The 16,193-nt window shown below is 50.2% G+C and carries 14 protein-coding genes and 1 tRNA gene; 4 read left to right on the top strand and 11 right to left on the bottom strand.

Going from position 1 to position 16,193, the window contains the following annotated elements; genetic code table 11:
* Positions 1-382: 382 nt before the first annotated feature.
* A complete protein-coding gene (locus Q1B04_RS06285; protein ID WP_299756941.1) occupies positions 383-919 on the bottom strand; it encodes a hypothetical protein in 537 nt (178 codons plus the stop codon).
* A 182-nt stretch (positions 920-1,101) separates the two neighbouring features.
* On the bottom strand, positions 1,102-2,556 hold the full coding sequence (locus Q1B04_RS06280; RefSeq protein WP_299756939.1) for a tyrosine-type recombinase/integrase: 1,455 nt from the start codon (positions 2,554-2,556) through the stop codon (positions 1,102-1,104).
* A gap of 154 nt (positions 2,557-2,710) precedes the next feature.
* On the opposite strand from Q1B04_RS06280, the gene Q1B04_RS06275 reads away from it, so the two are divergent.
* Positions 2,711-3,049, top strand: coding sequence for a hypothetical protein (locus Q1B04_RS06275; protein WP_299756936.1), 339 nt, complete (start codon positions 2,711-2,713; stop codon positions 3,047-3,049).
* 20 nt (positions 3,050-3,069) lie between these two features.
* Here Q1B04_RS06275 and Q1B04_RS06270 read toward each other — a convergent pair whose 3' ends face one another.
* From Q1B04_RS06270 to mltG, 6 genes are all read right to left on the bottom strand, one after another.
* A complete protein-coding gene (locus Q1B04_RS06270) occupies positions 3,070-4,284 on the bottom strand; it encodes a site-specific integrase (protein ID WP_299756933.1) in 1,215 nt (404 codons plus the stop codon).
* A 251-nt stretch (positions 4,285-4,535) separates the two neighbouring features.
* Positions 4,536-4,620: transfer RNA gene (locus tag Q1B04_RS06265), tRNA-Ser, on the bottom strand.
* A gap of 117 nt (positions 4,621-4,737) precedes the next feature.
* Positions 4,738-6,564 (bottom strand): DUF4153 domain-containing protein, encoded by a 1,827-nt coding sequence (locus tag Q1B04_RS06260; protein ID WP_299756930.1) that lies wholly within the window; start codon positions 6,562-6,564, stop codon positions 4,738-4,740.
* Between the two features lie 84 nt (positions 6,565-6,648).
* Entirely contained in the window at positions 6,649-7,623 is a 975-nt protein-coding gene (locus tag Q1B04_RS06255) for a YihY/virulence factor BrkB family protein (protein ID WP_299756927.1), read from the bottom strand.
* Positions 7,623-8,033 carry a thioesterase family protein gene (locus tag Q1B04_RS06250; protein WP_299756924.1) on the bottom strand — a complete coding sequence of 137 codons (411 nt, stop codon included), beginning with the start codon at positions 8,031-8,033 and terminating at the stop codon, positions 7,623-7,625. Before Q1B04_RS06250 ends, Q1B04_RS06255 begins: the two co-directional genes overlap by 1 nt.
* A gap of 150 nt (positions 8,034-8,183) precedes the next feature.
* On the bottom strand, positions 8,184-9,260 hold the full coding sequence (mltG, locus tag Q1B04_RS06245) for an endolytic transglycosylase MltG (protein WP_299756921.1): 1,077 nt from the start codon (positions 9,258-9,260) through the stop codon (positions 8,184-8,186).
* Positions 9,261-9,601: 341 nt separating this feature from the next.
* Here mltG and Q1B04_RS06240 point away from each other — a divergent pair, with 341 nt between their 5' ends.
* The 3 genes from Q1B04_RS06240 to Q1B04_RS06230 all read left to right on the top strand — a co-directional run bounded on the left by Q1B04_RS06240 (position 9,602) and on the right by Q1B04_RS06230 (position 13,304).
* Positions 9,602-11,161 (top strand): acyl-CoA carboxylase subunit beta, encoded by a 1,560-nt coding sequence (locus Q1B04_RS06240; RefSeq protein WP_299756918.1) that lies wholly within the window; start codon positions 9,602-9,604, stop codon positions 11,159-11,161.
* Positions 11,162-11,271: 110 nt separating this feature from the next.
* Positions 11,272-12,342: a M42 family metallopeptidase gene (locus tag Q1B04_RS06235; RefSeq protein ID WP_299756915.1), complete on the top strand. Its 1,071-nt coding sequence runs from the start codon at positions 11,272-11,274 to the stop codon at positions 12,340-12,342.
* 164 nt (positions 12,343-12,506) lie between these two features.
* Positions 12,507-13,304: a helical backbone metal receptor gene (locus Q1B04_RS06230; RefSeq protein ID WP_299756913.1), complete on the top strand. Its 798-nt coding sequence runs from the start codon at positions 12,507-12,509 to the stop codon at positions 13,302-13,304.
* 23 nt (positions 13,305-13,327) lie between these two features.
* On the opposite strand, the gene Q1B04_RS06225 is transcribed toward Q1B04_RS06230, so the two are convergent.
* From Q1B04_RS06225 to aroB, 3 genes are read right to left on the bottom strand one after another with little or no spacing between them, the layout of a single operon-like run.
* Complete coding sequence (locus tag Q1B04_RS06225) at positions 13,328-13,846, bottom strand: hypothetical protein (RefSeq protein WP_299756910.1); 519 nt, start codon at positions 13,844-13,846, stop codon at positions 13,328-13,330.
* Positions 13,847-13,851: 5 nt separating this feature from the next.
* Complete coding sequence (locus Q1B04_RS06220) at positions 13,852-15,081, bottom strand: 3-phosphoshikimate 1-carboxyvinyltransferase (RefSeq protein ID WP_299756908.1); 1,230 nt, start codon at positions 15,079-15,081, stop codon at positions 13,852-13,854.
* Complete coding sequence (aroB, locus tag Q1B04_RS06215; protein WP_299756905.1) at positions 15,078-16,118, bottom strand: 3-dehydroquinate synthase; 1,041 nt, start codon at positions 16,116-16,118, stop codon at positions 15,078-15,080. The genes Q1B04_RS06220 and aroB overlap by 4 nt, the downstream gene beginning before the upstream one ends.
* Between the last annotated feature and the right edge of the window lie 75 nt (positions 16,119-16,193).

The raw sequence follows: 16,193 nt of genomic DNA, 5'->3' as shown, positions 1-16,193 counted from the left end.
TAGTAGTGGTGATAGAAGTGATTTGAAATATGTTGAATACTCTACTCCTAAACGGTTCTAAAACCGGGGAGCCGACAATAGCATGCTGATCACCCCAATAGGGAGTATTAAAATTGGCCAAAAACCAATAGAATCTATCAGTGGAATTGACACAACAAGCAAGGTTATAAGAGAAGCTGTTGCCAAAAGAATAAACCGAATCATTGCATCCCGCTTTACATACTCAAACCTATATACAGCCATACCATCTGGAATCATTGTTTATTTTTTTTAAGTTCACTTCTTGTTTAGACTTACTGCCAACGGATTGGTACAGGCTGTGAATGAGGCAAAGCCGAGTATGGAGCCTGTGCCTTGTTAGCAAGGGATATTCTTTGGTATTCTACAGTTTTCCATCAAACCTGCCTTCGGTAACGTGGATGACTTCACATCCATTCTTAGACAGTGTAAATGAGAACTTCCCTGCGATGATACCATTTTCTAAATCAAGTTTAGTAACTTCAAGTGTGCCGCTGCGTGTTACATCTGGACTCTTGTCGTAATCGCAATACTCGTTATAGAATCTTACTCCGCTTATCTCAGCATTATCGAATGTATAAACTCCTGCTTTATTAACTTGAGCCATAGCTATAACAAAATAATCGTACTCTGCGGGACTTTCTTTGGTTTCCCTGTAGGCTGCTATATTTAAAGTGCCACCTTTATAAGCAGGGTCGTAAATAACATTAAAATTTGACTGGAACGTACTTGGTCTGCCCTTTGGCAACCACACCTTTCCATTGACCATGGCTCCAAATGTGTTCTTGCCTTCCATGGTAACGGCTGGAAGTTCTTCCTTTGGATTTGCGTCCTTCTTCTTACAGGAGGAAAAAGATAGAAGAGCAAACAGGAGAAGAAAAGGTAAAGCTTGAGTTTTCATATAGTAAGGGTTGATTTATGATTTTATTCTTTGCTAACTATAGTGTATAAGGAGTTATTCCGGTTATTGGCCCTTTAGCTGGAGTGTTCGAAGCATTTTCTTTACTAGATCCGAGCATAATTTGGCAGGGTGTAGTGTCGGTTTCATCTTCTATACATTTTAAAGCTAAATATAGAACATTCCTATAAATTATCAAGCGGGCTGACGATACTTTCCAGCCCGTGGCTGGTGATGTGGGTGTAGATCTCGGTGGTCTTGCTGCTCTTGTGCCCCAGCAGCGACTGGATGTAGCGCAGGTTCGTGCCCTGCTCCAAGAGGTGCGTGGCAAAGGAGTGGCGCAACGAGTGGGGAGTTACCTTCTTTTGTAGACCAGCCTTCTCCATGCAGGCCCTAAAGACGTTGCGGATGCTGTCGGTGGTGTACTGCCCCCCGTACTGCCCTTCAAACAGCCACACTTTCGGCCTGTACTCCCTGTAGTAGGCCCTCAGGCTCTCCAACAGCTTCTGCGAGAGCAGCGTGGTGCGGTCCTTCTTGCCCTTGCCCCCGCGTATGAGCAGCAGGTTCCTGTCTGACTGCACATCGCTAATTTTCAGGTTGATCACCTCGCCGATGCGCAGCCCGCCCGCGTAGAGCAGCTGCAGCAGGCAGCGGTGCTTGAGGTTGGCGGTAGCGGAGAGAATCCGCTGCACTTCCTGCTTGCTGAGCACGGTGGGCAGCCGGTCTGCCTTCTCGGGCCGCTCCACCTGGCTCAGGTCCATGGTGTGCCGGCCCAGCACCCGGTGGAAGTAAAATTTCACGGCGTTGATGCTCTGGTTTACGAAAGAGTAGGAGTACTGCCGGCTCTGCACCATCTGCCGGTGGTAAGCATTGATTTCATTCACAGAAAAAGTGTTGATTGTCTCCAGTCCCTGCACGCTGTGCCCGTTAAGAAAGCGCAGCAGAAGCGAGTGGTACGTGCGGATCGTGTTTACGGAGTAGTTAAGCAGGTACAGCTTCTCCAGGTAGGGCAGCGGGCAGGTGACATAGCCGGCCGCCTTGCTATAGGTCTGCTCCCAGAGCCTGCGCATGACGGTCATGTCGTTTACCTTCATGGTGCCCGCGAGCCACACCTGCGCCGTGCCCTGCACATCGTCTAGCAGCTGGTGCAGGCTCGTGGCATCGGTGCCCACAGCAAAGCACCTCGGCTCCTGCAGCCACCGGCAGCAGGAGCTGCATCGCAGTGTTTTATAAATCAACTCATTATAAGGGAATGAGATTTGGATGAGCGTTTTGCCCCCGTGCTCCAGCGGCTGCAGGCGGATGATGGGGAGCTCCGGCAGCTTGGCCAGCGGATCAGACTGCAGGCTGCCGGATGTGACCACGGCCCCCATGGCTGGCCGAATTCGTCTGGGCCTGTTTAGATAACGCGTGTCCACCAGCGCCACCCCCTGAAAGTGCCTGTGCAGCAGCTCAATTGCCTGTGGCGTTTTGTGCGTCACATAGCACTTATACGTCTTGCTATACTTAACCATTTCGGCGCCTTTCAATAGTTTTGTAATGCGGTGATCCGGCCTGTACCACAGGCGGATGAACGGCTTCCCCTCGTGCTCGAGCGAGTTCAGGTACACGACGGGGGCGGTATGGTAAGTCTGCTGCATGGGGTCCGATGGTATTTTTGATCAAATGTAAACCCCGCAGGCAACTCATCCGTTTTTTGAGACACATAAATGCGTTTATAAACGCAACTATACGTTTCAAAAAACGGATGTTCTCATGAAGGAGGAAAAACTGTGCGAGCAGTGCGGCAGCAAAATGACCGGAAGACTCGACAAACGCTTCTGCTCCAACCAGTGCCGGGCAAATGCCCATAACGCCAACAGGCGTCAGAACAGCGGCGAGCAGCTAATCTTAAACATCAACTCCATCTTGCGTCGCAACCGCACCATCCTGCGGCAGGCCAGCCCGCTGGGCAAAACCACCACCTACCGGCAGGTGCTCGAGATAGCCGGGTTAGACTTCCGGTATTTCACCCACACCTACCGCACAAAGGGTGGCAACACCTACCACTTCTGCTACGACTACGGCTACCTCCTGCTGGAAGACGAGAAGGTGCTCATCGTCAACTGGCAGCCCTACATGGAGAAGAGCTAACTCCTCCACCAACAAGTGAATCACAACTTCAGCCGCTTCCGGAGCAGCCGCATATCCTCCCCCACCTTCACATCCAGGATCTTGGCATAGTGCTGGGTAGTCCTCAGGTTGGTGTGCCCCAGCATCTTCGAGACGCTCTCCATCGGCACCCCGTTGAGAAGCGTGACGGTGGTGGCAAAGGTGTGGCGGGCGGTGTGGAAGGTCATCTGCTTCTGGATCCCGCACAGGGCGGCGATCTCCTTCAGGTAAGCGTTCATCTTCTGGTTGCTCGGCACCGGCAGCACTCTCCCTTCATGCAGGCACTGCGGGTGCAGTCTGTATTTATTAATGATCCGAAGGGCTGTCGGCAGCAGGGGAATTCGGGAGGGCGTATCCGTTTTCTGTCTCTGCTTGCATAGCCACTGCTCCCCGTCAATACCCTTTTGTACGTCTGAGCACCTTAGTTTCTGCACGTCCACGTAGGCCAGGCCCGTGAAGCAGCTAAACAGGAAGATGTCCCGCACCTGCGCCAGGCGTTCTGTAGGGAACTCCTTTTCCGCCAGCCGCTGCAGCTCCTCCTCTGAGAGGAACACCCGCTCTACGGTCTTTATCTTGGACTTGTAGTTGGCGAAGGGATCCGAGGAAATCCACCCATTGGAAAGGCAGATGCGTATGATCTTGCCGAAGTTCTTGATGTACTTGACAGCCGTGTTGTTGGAGCACTTGCGTACGCTGCGCAGGTAGAACTCGTAGTCGGTGACAAAGGCGTGGTTTATCTCCCTGACCTCCATGTCCTCCACCCCATACTTCCATTGCATAAACTCCTGCGTGTGCTTGAGCGAGGTGGTGTAGCGCTCCAAGGTGCCGGGGGCAAACTCATCCCCGACCAGGGCCGCTACTTTGCTGTTGTGCTCGGAGAAGACCTCCACCAGCGTCCTGCCCTTCTCCACTTTCCCCAGAAACTTATTCTTGATGGCCTCTGCAGTCAGCGGCAGTCCTGCCTCCACGAGTTGGCGGTGTGCCTCGTACACCTTGGCCTGCAGGTTATCCAGGTAGGCGTTCAAGGACTTGGCTGCTGCCTTCGTGCCCTTTGCGCGCCCCGCGGAGGAAATCCACCTATCCGGCTCAACGGAACGGCTTGTGGTTAATTCGGCCCGCTTGCCGGCCACAGTGACACGCAGGTAGATCGGCACGGGGCCTGTTTGGTAGTTCTTCGGCTTCTTGAGGTAGAAGAGGATACTGAAGTTGATGCTCATAACAGTGACTTGAAAGGTTAAACAAAAGTAGCCTTGCAGTCAACCGCAGTCAAGATGTACAGCTTTCGTACACCTTGTTAATCAATTAGTTACACCCTTATTCGGTGAGTCATTGGAGGCGTTGGAGGAACTCACCGGACAACTCACCTAAAATACCTGAAAAGGGGCAAAATTAAGGAGTCCGGTAAAAACAAAAAAGCCTGCAAACTCTTGATTTGCAGGCTTTTAGCTGATTTTGGTATTCCTACCAGCAGAGAGTGAGGGATTCGAACCCCCGGACCTGTTACAGTCAACGGTTTTCAAGACCGCCGCGTTCGACCACTCCGCCAACTCTCTGTCTTATTTCGTGTACAAAAGTATGGGCTTGGCTTGATTTTACCAAATATCCGGCTAATATTTTTCACTAAACACTACCAACAAGTACGCAACCACCTGATTTACAAAGATAAAATTTTACTGATTCAGGCTAATTAAAAGTAAAACCTCCAGGTTTTGTATTTCATTGCCGGCTTTTCGCTTATTCCCGATCAGTTCTTTAAGTATGATTTTGACCTCTGCCTCCTGCCCTGCTAAAGTATAAGTCAGTTCTTGCTGGTTGCTGCTGATTCTTTCTGTCTCGGCTAATTTTTTAATGATCGGTGCTAAATCAAGCTGCAGTGTTTCCTTTTCCAAGGCAATAAAAAGTACTTCTTTTTCTAAAGTGAGCACGAGCGGGGTAGCACCTAACTTCAGTTCCTGCTTTTGCAAGTCTTTATGAAAAGCGGCTTCCACAGCATAATCATAACCGGCTATGGCAAATACTTGGCTGTAGGCAATGTAATCGTTAAGCCTGTATCCAAAGTATAATTCGGAATCAATTTTTACATTTAGGGTATACTCCAGACCCATCTGTGCAAGCACAGCGTTTCGCATGTTGGTTGGCCTTTGCCACACATCCCATTTCCCGGAGCTATCAACTTCAGCAACCTCGCTTAAATCAGAGGTAAACCAATCTTCTATTTCTTCAAAGCCGTGGTGGCGGGCCAGATAGTCAGTAATAGCGCTCACCTCTACCAGCGACTCTTCGGTTACTTTTTCCGCCATCGGCTTAATCTTGCCATCCACAAGTATGCCTTCCTGTAAAAGCAGCGTGCGCAGGCGTCTTACCTGGCTCCACTCCGACACCTTAAACATATTTACCGGCCCAAAAGCGGCTACCAACGCAATTATACTTAAAGTAACAGGTATAAACTTGATATTCTTGGCCTTGCTAAAAAGAAAGTATAAAGCAGTTAAGAAGAGCCAAAGAGCCAATGCCAGCACAATATAACGCTCCTCTGTGATGCCATACTCCGTCACGCGCCGCCAAATGGCCAGCCCTAGCAGGATTATCAACGGGAACAGCGCACGGAAATACCACTTCGAGAAGGTTCGTATCCAGGTGTTGCCCTCCTCGTTGCGGATAGGGTAAATGAGCAGCAGCGACAGGATACCGGCAATAGAAAAACACAGCACCAGCACCGACACCCAGCCTTCCGGCCATTCCCACTGCACAATGATTTTACCCAGGTATGCATACAAAATAAGCAGGTAAACAGTAACGAGCGGCAGCAGCACGAACTGCGTAAAAACTTTGAGACTTTTCGGGTAAGTATGCGCCTGCTCCAGTTCGGCTACGTTGGTTGGTACACCTGCCAAGAAAAACCAGGTATTAAACACCCCCACCATAAAGAACCAAAGCTGCCCGTACACTTCACCATCAATATCCATAGAGAAAAGCTGGTCAAGTGCCACGATGGCTACCACTAAACCCAAGTAAAGCACCCCGGAATAAAGCACAGCGGTGAGAATGCGCAGGAAGAGGTTTTTATTGAACTGCCAAAACGCATTCTCTATCCGTCGGTTTGCAAACATGGCATAGGAGGCAGCCAGGTGCAGCACCAGCAACAACGCAAACAGGCGCTGGTAGTGCCGCTGCTCCAGGTACTCCGGAAGCAGCCAGTAGTAGATCGTTAAAAAGGCCAATCCGCCGACCCAACTCAGCCAACGCAGTGGCTGCGCCCATTTATACTTACGCCCGAGCAACTCCAGCGTAAAGAACAGGATAAGGCCGAGTACGCTTACAAGTATGATTTTGGTCAGCCACAGGTTTTGCTCCCGCTGCTCATACTCTAACCCGACTTGGTAAATAGCCGCAGCCGTACCCACAAAAGCAGACAAGAGCACCAGCGGGAAGCGCAGAAATGTACTTGCGGCACCCTGCCACAGGTTTTGGAGAGATATGTTTTTGAAGAAGGCCATATATTATCCGGTTTGCAGCCACCGCTTACACGCAGCAGCCATACCCAAGGTAAGTATAAAACCCTAAAAGGTATAGTATAAAAGCTATACTTTAGCTCTTGCCATTTTACCCGAATGCGATGTGGGTATGCGCACCAAGCGTTTTGTCACGGTATCGATGCTGACGTTTATTTCGAAGCCAAGTATGAGGATCATGGAAACAAAATCGAGCCAGATCATCAAACCGATAAGGGCTCCGATGGACCCGTAAAACTTGTTATAGGTATCGAAAGCGCTGATGTAGAGCGAAAAGCCCATCGAAACCAGAAAGATAAGCCCTGTAGCCACCACGGCTCCCGCAGAAAAAAACGGCCACTTATCCTCAATGGCAGGCACAAAGTAATAAATAAGCGAGGTGGCCAGCAGAAACAGCATAATGATGGCGATATACTTCAGCACCACCAGCAAAGTATAAGTATAGCTTTCGGTTACGATTTCATAGAACACCAGCACATCCAGAATCCACTGCCCGAAGAAGATAGCCGCCACGGCTGTAAGCAGAATCAAACTGAGCACAACCGTCAGGATGGTGGCGATCATACGTTTGCGGAGGTAGGTACGCTTATAAAAAGTATGGTATTTCTTATCGAAAGCATCCATCAGCGACATAATGCCGTTGGTGGACAGCACCAGCGCAAATAGAAAACCGAAAGAAAGCAAACCACCGCGCGGCTTGTTTACGATGTCCTCAATGGTGCTATAGGTTACCGTATACATCTCCTCGGGCATAAAGTCTGCCAGGAAGTCCAGGATGCTCTCCCCCAGATCCAGCGAAAGAATGCTGGGAATGTACGGGATGAGCGTGAAAAGGAAGATGATGGTAGGAAAGGTTGCCAGCGTAAAGTTGAAGGCCATGTAAGAAGCCCGCTTGGTGATGGAGTCCAGGCGCAGCTCCCCTATCAGCACATCGGCCACATCATACACCGAAGACCTGCCACTGTTAAACCGCCATCGTTTCAGGAAAACGATGAACTTGCGATAGGCGCGGCGGCGCTTCAGGTATTGCTGGTTCAGCCTCATTAACTAAAATGCTCGTCTAACTTACCGTGTATGAGCGCTGGCACCTCTGTCGGTCGGCCGGTCTTCATATCCACGAAAACCATGATCGTTTCCCCGATCGTAAGCAGAGTACCTTGCTCGTTATACACTTCGTACTCAAACTTTATACGTGATCCGTGCGGTTTGCTTTTAAGCAACAATTTGATAGTCAGCAGGTCATCATACTTAGCAGGGCGAATAAACTTACTCTTCAACTCCAGCACCGGCATCATGGTGCCCGTGGCCTCCATCTCCTTATACTCTATGCCCAACCGGCGGAAAACCTCTGTGCGCGTTACCTCATAGTAGGCGGCGTAGTTGCCGTGGTATACATAGCCCATCTGGTCGGTTTCGGCATAGCGCACGCGTATCTGTACTTCTGATTCAAACACTGGTTTAATGGTTAAATTGTTGGATTGTTGATTGTTTGATAAATATACCCGCTGTGTAATTGATACTATGGTGAGGGCAACGGCATGTAAGATATTCTATGCGATTACCTTTTATAGAAGCCCAGCAATAAGCAATCAACACTTAAAAGTCTACTTCATGATATTACGCTCGTTTAGCGCACGATGGAAACGGCGAGCGTTGGCCTGATGCTCCGCTACGGTAGTGGCAAAGGCATGGTAGCCAGAGAAATCCTCCTTCGCGCAGAAGTAAAGGTAGTTATGCTGCTCCGGGTTTAGCACGGCATCAATGCTGGAGATAACCGGCACGTTTATAGGGCCCGGAGGCAAACCTTTATACTTGTAGGTGTTGTAAGGCGAATCGTGGGTGAGGTGCTTGTTAAGCACACGGCGAATCGTAAAGTCACGCACTGCAAAAACAACCGTAGGGTCAGCCTGCAGCAGCATACCGCGTTTCAGGCGGTTGAGGTACACACCGGCTACACGCGGTTTTTCATCGCTCTTCAGCGTCTCGGCCTGCACAATAGAGGCCAGTGTAGACACCTGCTGCTGCGTCATGCCGAGTTGCTCGGCTTTGGCTATACGCTCCGGAGTCCAGAACTTATCGTACTCGGTTTTCATGCGCTGCATCAGTTCCGGGGCCGTGGTGGTCCAATACACTTCGTACGTGTTCGGGATGAACATGCTTACGATACTGGTCGTGTCGAAACCCAGCGTTTGCAGGTAAGCGGCATCGTTGAGCAGGCTATCAAGCTCCTGCTCGCTTGCCTCCAGGTCGGTGGCCAGTTTGGCAGCCAGCTGGCTGCGCAGGCGCACATTGCTGAAGGTGAGGTTTAACGGCATTTGCTGCCCCAGGCGCAGCACCCCGATCAGCTGGCGATTGCTCCAGCCATGCTCCAGTTTGTAGCGGCCCGGCTTCACCAGTTCATCGTAATCCATTAGTTTAGACATAAACCGAAGCGATAATCTATCGATGATCACGCCGCTTGCCTCCACAGAATCCATTGCCTGCTCATACGTAGCGCCCGTCGGGATCAGCACGTATACTTCCCGCTCCTTTGTATCCACGTTTGCCGTGTACACGATCTGGTATGCGTAGTAAGAAAAGCTCACAAACAAGAACATAACCAGCGCAATAAGGCCGGGCACCACCATGCTTTTCGGCTTCCGCTTTCTGATAATTTTAGGGTTTTTGACTTCGTTGGCCATAGTTTAAATAAAAGGCTCGGAACAGAGTTTAGGTTCCGTTACCTTCTGTTCGAGATCCCAAAAATAGCACATCTGCAGTTAATTAAGAATCGAAGCGGCATAAATAACGCGATAGTGCTGCCACCGGTGCCTTAAAAGTATAAACTAAGCCTGCACCAGCTTCTCTGGCTGCACTTTTTCACGCAACCCGGAAGCATGGCAGCGCATCTGCAAAGCAGCATTATGCTGGCAGCAGCAGCCTGATATTCAAAAAATGCTACAACTGTACCGTAATTAGCGCCAGAGTTTATAAATTTGAGGAAACTAACATTCAGAACTGTATATATATTTATACCCTTCATATGGCAGGAGACATCAGACAGGCTCAGATAGAAACCCTAGAACGCAAAAACGCCGAAGCCTTACTTGGCGGTGGCAAAGAACGAATAGAGGGACAGCACAAGAAAGGAAAATTAACCGCACGCGAGCGTATTCACCTGCTGATGGATGAAGGCTCTTTCGAAGAAATCGGCAAGTTTGTAATGCACCGCTCCAAAGACTTCGGGCTGGATAAGCAGTATTACCTAGGCGATGGCGTGGTTACCGGCTATGGCACTATTAACGGCCGTTTGGTTTATGTTTTCTCGCAGGATTTCACTGTTTTAGGCGGTTCGCTCTCTGAAACGCACGCCGAGAAGATCGTAAAGATCATGGAACTGGCCATGAAAAACGGCGCGCCTATTATCGGCCTCAACGACTCCGGTGGTGCCCGTATTCAGGAGGGTGTGGTATCCTTGGGCGGGTACGCTGATATTTTCTACCGCAATACGCTGGCATCTGGCGTTATCCCTCAGATTTCGGCTATCATGGGCCCGTGTGCAGGTGGGGCAGTATACTCTCCGGCCATCACCGACTTTATCATGATGGTAGAGGATACCTCGTACATGTTCGTGACTGGCCCGAACGTGGTAAAAACCGTAACGCACGAAAACGTAACCTCCGAGGAACTGGGCGGCGCAAGCACCCACAGCACCAAAAGCGGCGTCACGCATTTCTCCTGCGCCAACGAGGTGGAGTGCATCACCTACCTGAAAAAACTGCTGAGCTATATTCCGCAGAACTGCGAAGAACTGCCGCCATCGCTGCCCTACGAGGCGCAGGCCGACGAAACCCGCCAGGTACTCGACACGATCATCCCTGAAAATCCGAACCAGCCTTACGACATCCGTGAGGTGATTGAAGGCATTATTGATGCGGACACTTTCTTTGAGGTACACAAGAATTTCGGCGATAACATTGTGGTTGGCTTTGCCCGCCTTGGTGGCCGAAGTATAGGTATTGTGGGTAACCAGCCTGCCGTACTTGCCGGTGTACTGGATATTAACGCCAGCACTAAGGCAGCCCGTTTCGTGCGCTTCTGCGATAGCTTTAACGTGCCATTGCTGGTTTTAGAGGATGTCCCAGGCTTCCTGCCGGGCACCGACCAGGAGTGGCGCGGCATCATTACCAACGGAGCTAAACTGCTTTATGCTTTCTGCGAGGCCACTGTGCCGCGCATTACCGTTATTACCCGCAAAGCTTACGGCGGCGCTTACGATGTAATGAACTCCAAGCACATTGGTGCGGATATGAACTTTGCCTGGCCAACTGCCGAGATTGCCGTAATGGGCGCCCAGGGAGCCGCGGAAATCATCTTTAAGCGTGAGATTGCCGCCGCCGAAGATCCGGAAGCTAAGCTGGCGGAGAAGGTGCAGGAGTATAAAGAGAAGTTCGCCACGCCTTACCGTGCCGCTCACCGCGGTTTTATTGATGAAGTGATCATGCCATCAGAGACAAGATCCAAATTAATCAAAGCATTTAAGATGCTGGAAAACAAAGCTGTAACACTTCCTCGTAAGAAGCACGGCAACATTCCGCTTTAAAAAATTATAGATTCAGAATTAGAAATCAGAAACGGCCCGTATACTTTAAAAGCTTTTTCTGATTTCTTCAGAATCATGATTTTTAATTTCTAATTCATAATTAGCAGCATATGCGTCAAGAATCTTTTGATTTTTTACAGAAATACCTGAATAACTCCGCCCCCACTGGTTTTGAGGCTGAAGGCCAAAAGCTTTGGCTGGAGTACCTGAAACCATACATTGATGAGTACTTTGTAGACACGTACGGCACGGTGGTTGGCGTTATCAACCCGGAGGCGGAGTACAGAGTGGTGATTGAGGCTCATGCCGATGAAATCAGCTGGTTTGTAAACTACATTACTCCGGAAGGCTATATTTACCTGAAGCGCAACGGCGGCTCAGATGCCCTGATCGCGCCTTCAAAACGCGTAAATATCTACACGGCAAAAGGCATTGTAAAAGCAGTGTTCGGGTGGCCTGCCATACATGTGCGCAAAGTAGAAAACGACAAAGCGCCAACGCTGGACACCGTTTTCCTGGATTGTGGCGCCAGCAACCGCGAGGAAGTGGAGAAGATGGGTATTCATGTAGGATGCGTGGCTACTTTTGAGGATGAGTTTACCGTCATGAACGACCGCTACTACGTAGGCCGTGCGCTGGATAACCGTATCGGTGGCTTTATGATTGCCGAAGTGGCACGCCGCCTAAAGGAAGAGGGTAAGCAGTTGCCGTTCGGCCTGTACATTGTAAATTCTGTGCAGGAGGAGATTGGCCTGCGTGGCGCAGAGATGATCGCGCACTGCATTAAACCGGACGTGGCTATTATTACCGACGTAACCCACGATACGCAATCTCCGATGTACGATAAGAAAAACAGCGGCGATATTCACTGCGGCAAAGGCCCGGTGATTGCTTATGGCCCAGCGGTACAGAACAACCTCCGCGATTTGATTATCAGAACGGCGCAGGAGAAAGAGATTCCGTTCCAGCGTTCAGCTGTTTCACGTGCAACAGGCACCGATACCGATGCCTTTGCCTACTCTAACGCTGGCGTGGCCTCTGCCTTAATCTCGCTGCCGCTTAAGTACATGCACACCACCGTAGAAACAGTACACAAAGACGATGTGGAGAACGTAATCAACATGATTTACGAAACAATACTTAAAATTGAAGATAAGCAGGACTTCCGCTATCTAAACTAATCTAGAATAATACTTTTAGCCAAGTATATGCAAACCTCACAGCGCGCTTTTTAAGGCCTGTGAGGTTTTGTTTTTCCAGCCGTAGTATATTAAGAGATACACGGCAGCCAAACAAGAACTTCCTTTACTTCAAGATTTTGAATTTGTAACTGAGAACTGACAAAATGATTTTTACCGACCAAATGGGCTATCAGGTTACGCTGCCGCACCCGCCGCAGCGAATTGTGTCGCTGGTACCTTCCCAGACAGAGCTTTTATTTGATTTAGGGTTAGCCGAGCGCACGGTGGGTGTCACTAAATTTTGCATCCACCCAAAAGAGCAGGTAAAGCACCAGGTAAAGGTTGGCGGCACCAAGAATTTCAACTTCGAGAAGATAGACGAACTGCAACCCGATCTGATCATCGGCAATAAAGAGGAAAACTATAAGGAAGGCATTGAGCAGCTGCAGCAAAAGTACCCGGTGTGGATGAGCAATATTTATACTTTGGCAGATGCGCTGGAGATGCTGCGGCAGGTTGGCCAGGTAACAGGCACAGAGGCGAGAGCCGCAGAACTGGAGCAACGTATAAAAACTGGCTTTAAGCAACTGCAGCCGGTGCAACCAAGTATAAAAACAGCTTACTTTATCTGGCGAGAGCCTTATATGGCTGTGGGCAGCCACAACATAATAGACCACATTCTTGGGCGCTGCGGCTTTACAAACGCCTTCGCTGACCTGGCACGTTACCCGGAAACCACTCCAGAGCAATTACAAGAGGCTAATCCGCAGCTTATACTTTTATCTTCAGAGCCTTACCCTTTTAAAGCAAAGCATATACAGGAATTTCAGGAAATATGCCCGCAGGCAAGTATAAAAGTGGTGGATGGCGAGATGTTCAGCTGGTACGGCAGCAGGTTGCTGCATGCTCCGGCTTACTTGCAGCAGGTAGTTGATGAGGTGAAGCGGGAGCTAAAAGTATAAGTATGAATGTGGCAGATCTGGAATTACAGCTGCAGCAGCCGCCGCGCCCTTTCGGACACCACCTCAAAGTATAACGTATCAGCCTGCACTTCCGCGGCAGTTTTCCCCAGCACCTCCCGTTTGTTTAGGGGGTCTATCAAGGAAGTTAGCGTGATTACTTTTCGCAGGCGCTGCTTTTGCTCTGTTCCCATACTTTGCAGGTCTGTTTCCTCCAGCCGCTGCACCAGCTGCTCCCTGAAATCCTTCTTCTCCACTGCCTCCTCCTCCAGCAAGCGCATGACAGCCGCCACAGCCTCGTCTTCAAAATCAGACGTTATCGCAGCTGTAATCAGCTCATCAGTGGTGGGCAAAGGCAGCTTTATAAGGAGTTGGTAGCCGCCGCCCTGCTCGCCTGCAGTGGTAAAACACTTCATCCAGAACCTTCCTGCAGCAGCATCCTTGTACACAGCCGCCCAGCCGCCAGCGGCCTCTTCCATCAGCTGCATCTGGCTCAGGCGCTCCTCTATCAGTTTGGCATCTCCATATAGTTTCCGGTCCTGCATTGGCGCTACTCTTTATACTTTACATCAAAACCAACTTTCTCCAGATCTTCCCAAAAACGCGGGTACGACTTGCGCACCACTCCCGGCTCCTGAATTTCGACGGGCTGCAGCAACCCAACCGGTGCAAAAGCCATCGCCATACGGTGATCCTGATACGTGCGGAACGACAAAGGTTTTTTCTGCATAATATCCGGCTTCAAACGAAATATGCCCGGTGTAATCTCTTGCAGCGACGCATTTAAGCTCAAGACCTCTATTTGCAGCGCCTGAATACGGTCCGTTTCCTTTATCCGCAGACTCTCCAGGCCTGTTATATCCACCGTTACACCTATGGCAGCGCATAAAGCCACCACCGTTTGCGCCAGATCTGGGCAGTCAGAGAAGTCTAAGGAAATGTGCCGCTCGTGCTCTTTTTTCAGCAGCCTAACGCCGTCTTTGGCAAATTCGGTATATACGCCTAATCGGTACATGATGTCCACTGCAGCGCGGTCGCCCTGAAAGGATTTCTCCTTTAGCCCCAGCAGCGTAACGTCAGCCTCCTGGGCCAAAGCCACCAAACTGTACCAGTAACTTGCCGCAGACCAATCAGACTCTACCGTAAACGCAGCGGATTTATACTTCTGAGGCTTTACAGTGATCATGTTTCCGGAGAAATCAGCGTCTACTCCAAAGTGCTTCATCAGCGAGAGCGTCATCTCAATATAAGGTCTTGAGCCGATCTTTCCCTCCAGCTCCAGCTCCAGCCCTTCGGGGAGCAGGGGCGCTATCATCAGCAAAGCGGAAATATATTGGCTGCTAATGTCGCTGCGCACTTTCAAGCGCTTCTGTCCGCTGCCGTTAAAGTCGTTTATTTTCAGGGGCGGATACCCTTCCTCGCCTACATATTCTATACTTGCGCCCAACTCACGCAGCGCCTCCACCAGTATTTTAATCGGCCGCTGGCACATCCGATCTGTTCCGGTTAATGTCTTTTGCTGTCCGGTTATAGCATAATAAGCCGTCAGGAACCGCATTACCGTACCAGCATCCGCTGCATCTATGGTTTCCGCATCGCTCTGCAGCAGGCGCTGAAGCAGCTGTGTATCGTTGGCCTCAGAAAGGTTGTGCAGCTGCGACTCCTGCCCCGACAGCGCCGCGATAATGAGGGCGCGATTGGCCTCACTTTTAGAAGCAGGCAATTTTATACTTCCGGCCAATTTGCCGTTAGGGTGACTTAGGGTGAGGCTCTGGCTCATAGTAAAGTATAGTAGCGTAATGATTCAATAATTTCCTGTACCGTTATTGGCTGGTCGTACACAGCTTTGCCGATGCCTTGCAGTAACGTGCAGTTGATAGTGGAGCGGGTGTTCTTTTTATCCTGAAGCGCCAGTTGGGCAATGTGCTGTATATCATCTTCCGATAGCCTTACTTTCTCATACACAGACACCAGAAAAGTTTCGATCTTATCCAGTTCCTCAGGCAAGAGCAAGTCATGTTTTTTACTGATCCAGGCTTCGCAGAGCATCCCAACTGCCACAGCCTCGCCGTGCAGCAACTTCCGCTCCGGCTGCTCCAGCAGATAACTTTCCACGGCATGGCCTACGGTATGCCCGAAGTTCAGGATCTTGCGCAAGCCGCCCTCCAGCGGGTCCTGCTCCACCACACCGGATTTTATACTTACCGAATGGCGAATTAACCCATCCCAATCCTCTGTGAACAGGCCAATGTGGCGCTGCTCCATAAAAGCGTTTTTGTCCGCTATCAGCCAGTGTTTGATGATCTCCGCATAGCCCGACTTTAGCTCCCGCTGTGGCAAAGTTTGCAGAAAAGCCGGGTTGATGAACACCGCCTGCGGCTCCTGGTATACCCCGATGTGGTTTTTAAGGCCATGGAAATCGATACCGGTTTTGCCGCCCACACTGGCATCTACCTGCGCCAGCAGCGTTGTGGGCACCTGCACAAAGAATATCCCGCGCTTAAAAACTGCCGCACAAAAACCGCCCATATCCCCAATCACACCGCCACCCAGGTTTACCAGCACCGACCAGCGGTCCAAGTTCAGCTCCGTCATGCGCTGCCAGATTTGCTCGCAGGTCTGCAGGGCTTTATGTTCCTCGCCGCTCTCAATTTGTATCAGGTCGTGCTCGGGTAAGTATGGCTTTAGTGTTGGGTAGCAGTGGTGCAGTGTGTTTTCATCTACCAGCACCGCCACTTTGCTGAACGCGCGGTTCTTCAGCAGTTCTGGCAGCTGCTCCTTTAGCGTATCCGGGCCTATATGTATAGCTTCAGTCATTTTGAGTTAGAAAGTTAGAGAGTTGAAAAGTTAAAAATTGTGGAGGTAGTAGTTGTTTGGCTTTTCTGTCAATTA

The organism is uncultured Pontibacter sp., assembly GCF_947495565.1.
GTDB lineage: Bacteria > Bacteroidota > Bacteroidia > Cytophagales > Hymenobacteraceae > Pontibacter.
Note: the sequence above shows the minus strand (reverse complement) of the source record. Positions and strands in the feature narration are given on the sequence as shown.

Excerpts from the sequence above, each read along its gene's own strand:
- Q1B04_RS06285 (WP_299756941.1), bottom strand. The coding sequence starts at position 919 with ATGAAAACTCAAGCTTTACCTTTTCTTCTCCTGTTTGCTCTTCTATCT.
- Q1B04_RS06280 (WP_299756939.1), bottom strand. The coding sequence starts at position 2,556 with ATGCAGCAGACTTACCATACCGCCCCCGTCGTGTACCTGAACTCGCTC.
- Q1B04_RS06275 (WP_299756936.1), top strand. The coding sequence starts at position 2,711 with ATGACCGGAAGACTCGACAAACGCTTCTGCTCCAACCAGTGCCGGGCA.
- Q1B04_RS06270 (WP_299756933.1), bottom strand. The coding sequence starts at position 4,284 with ATGAGCATCAACTTCAGTATCCTCTTCTACCTCAAGAAGCCGAAGAAC.
- Q1B04_RS06260 (WP_299756930.1), bottom strand. The coding sequence starts at position 6,564 with ATGGCCTTCTTCAAAAACATATCTCTCCAAAACCTGTGGCAGGGTGCC.
- Q1B04_RS06255 (WP_299756927.1), bottom strand. The coding sequence starts at position 7,623 with ATGAGGCTGAACCAGCAATACCTGAAGCGCCGCCGCGCCTATCGCAAG.
- mltG (WP_299756921.1), bottom strand. The coding sequence starts at position 9,260 with ATGGCCAACGAAGTCAAAAACCCTAAAATTATCAGAAAGCGGAAGCCG.
- Q1B04_RS06240 (WP_299756918.1), top strand. The coding sequence starts at position 9,602 with ATGGCAGGAGACATCAGACAGGCTCAGATAGAAACCCTAGAACGCAAA.
- Q1B04_RS06235 (WP_299756915.1), top strand. The coding sequence starts at position 11,272 with ATGCGTCAAGAATCTTTTGATTTTTTACAGAAATACCTGAATAACTCC.
- Q1B04_RS06230 (WP_299756913.1), top strand. The coding sequence starts at position 12,507 with ATGATTTTTACCGACCAAATGGGCTATCAGGTTACGCTGCCGCACCCG.
- Q1B04_RS06225 (WP_299756910.1), bottom strand. The coding sequence starts at position 13,846 with ATGCAGGACCGGAAACTATATGGAGATGCCAAACTGATAGAGGAGCGC.
- Q1B04_RS06220 (WP_299756908.1), bottom strand. The coding sequence starts at position 15,081 with ATGAGCCAGAGCCTCACCCTAAGTCACCCTAACGGCAAATTGGCCGGA.
- aroB (WP_299756905.1), bottom strand. The coding sequence starts at position 16,118 with ATGACTGAAGCTATACATATAGGCCCGGATACGCTAAAGGAGCAGCTG.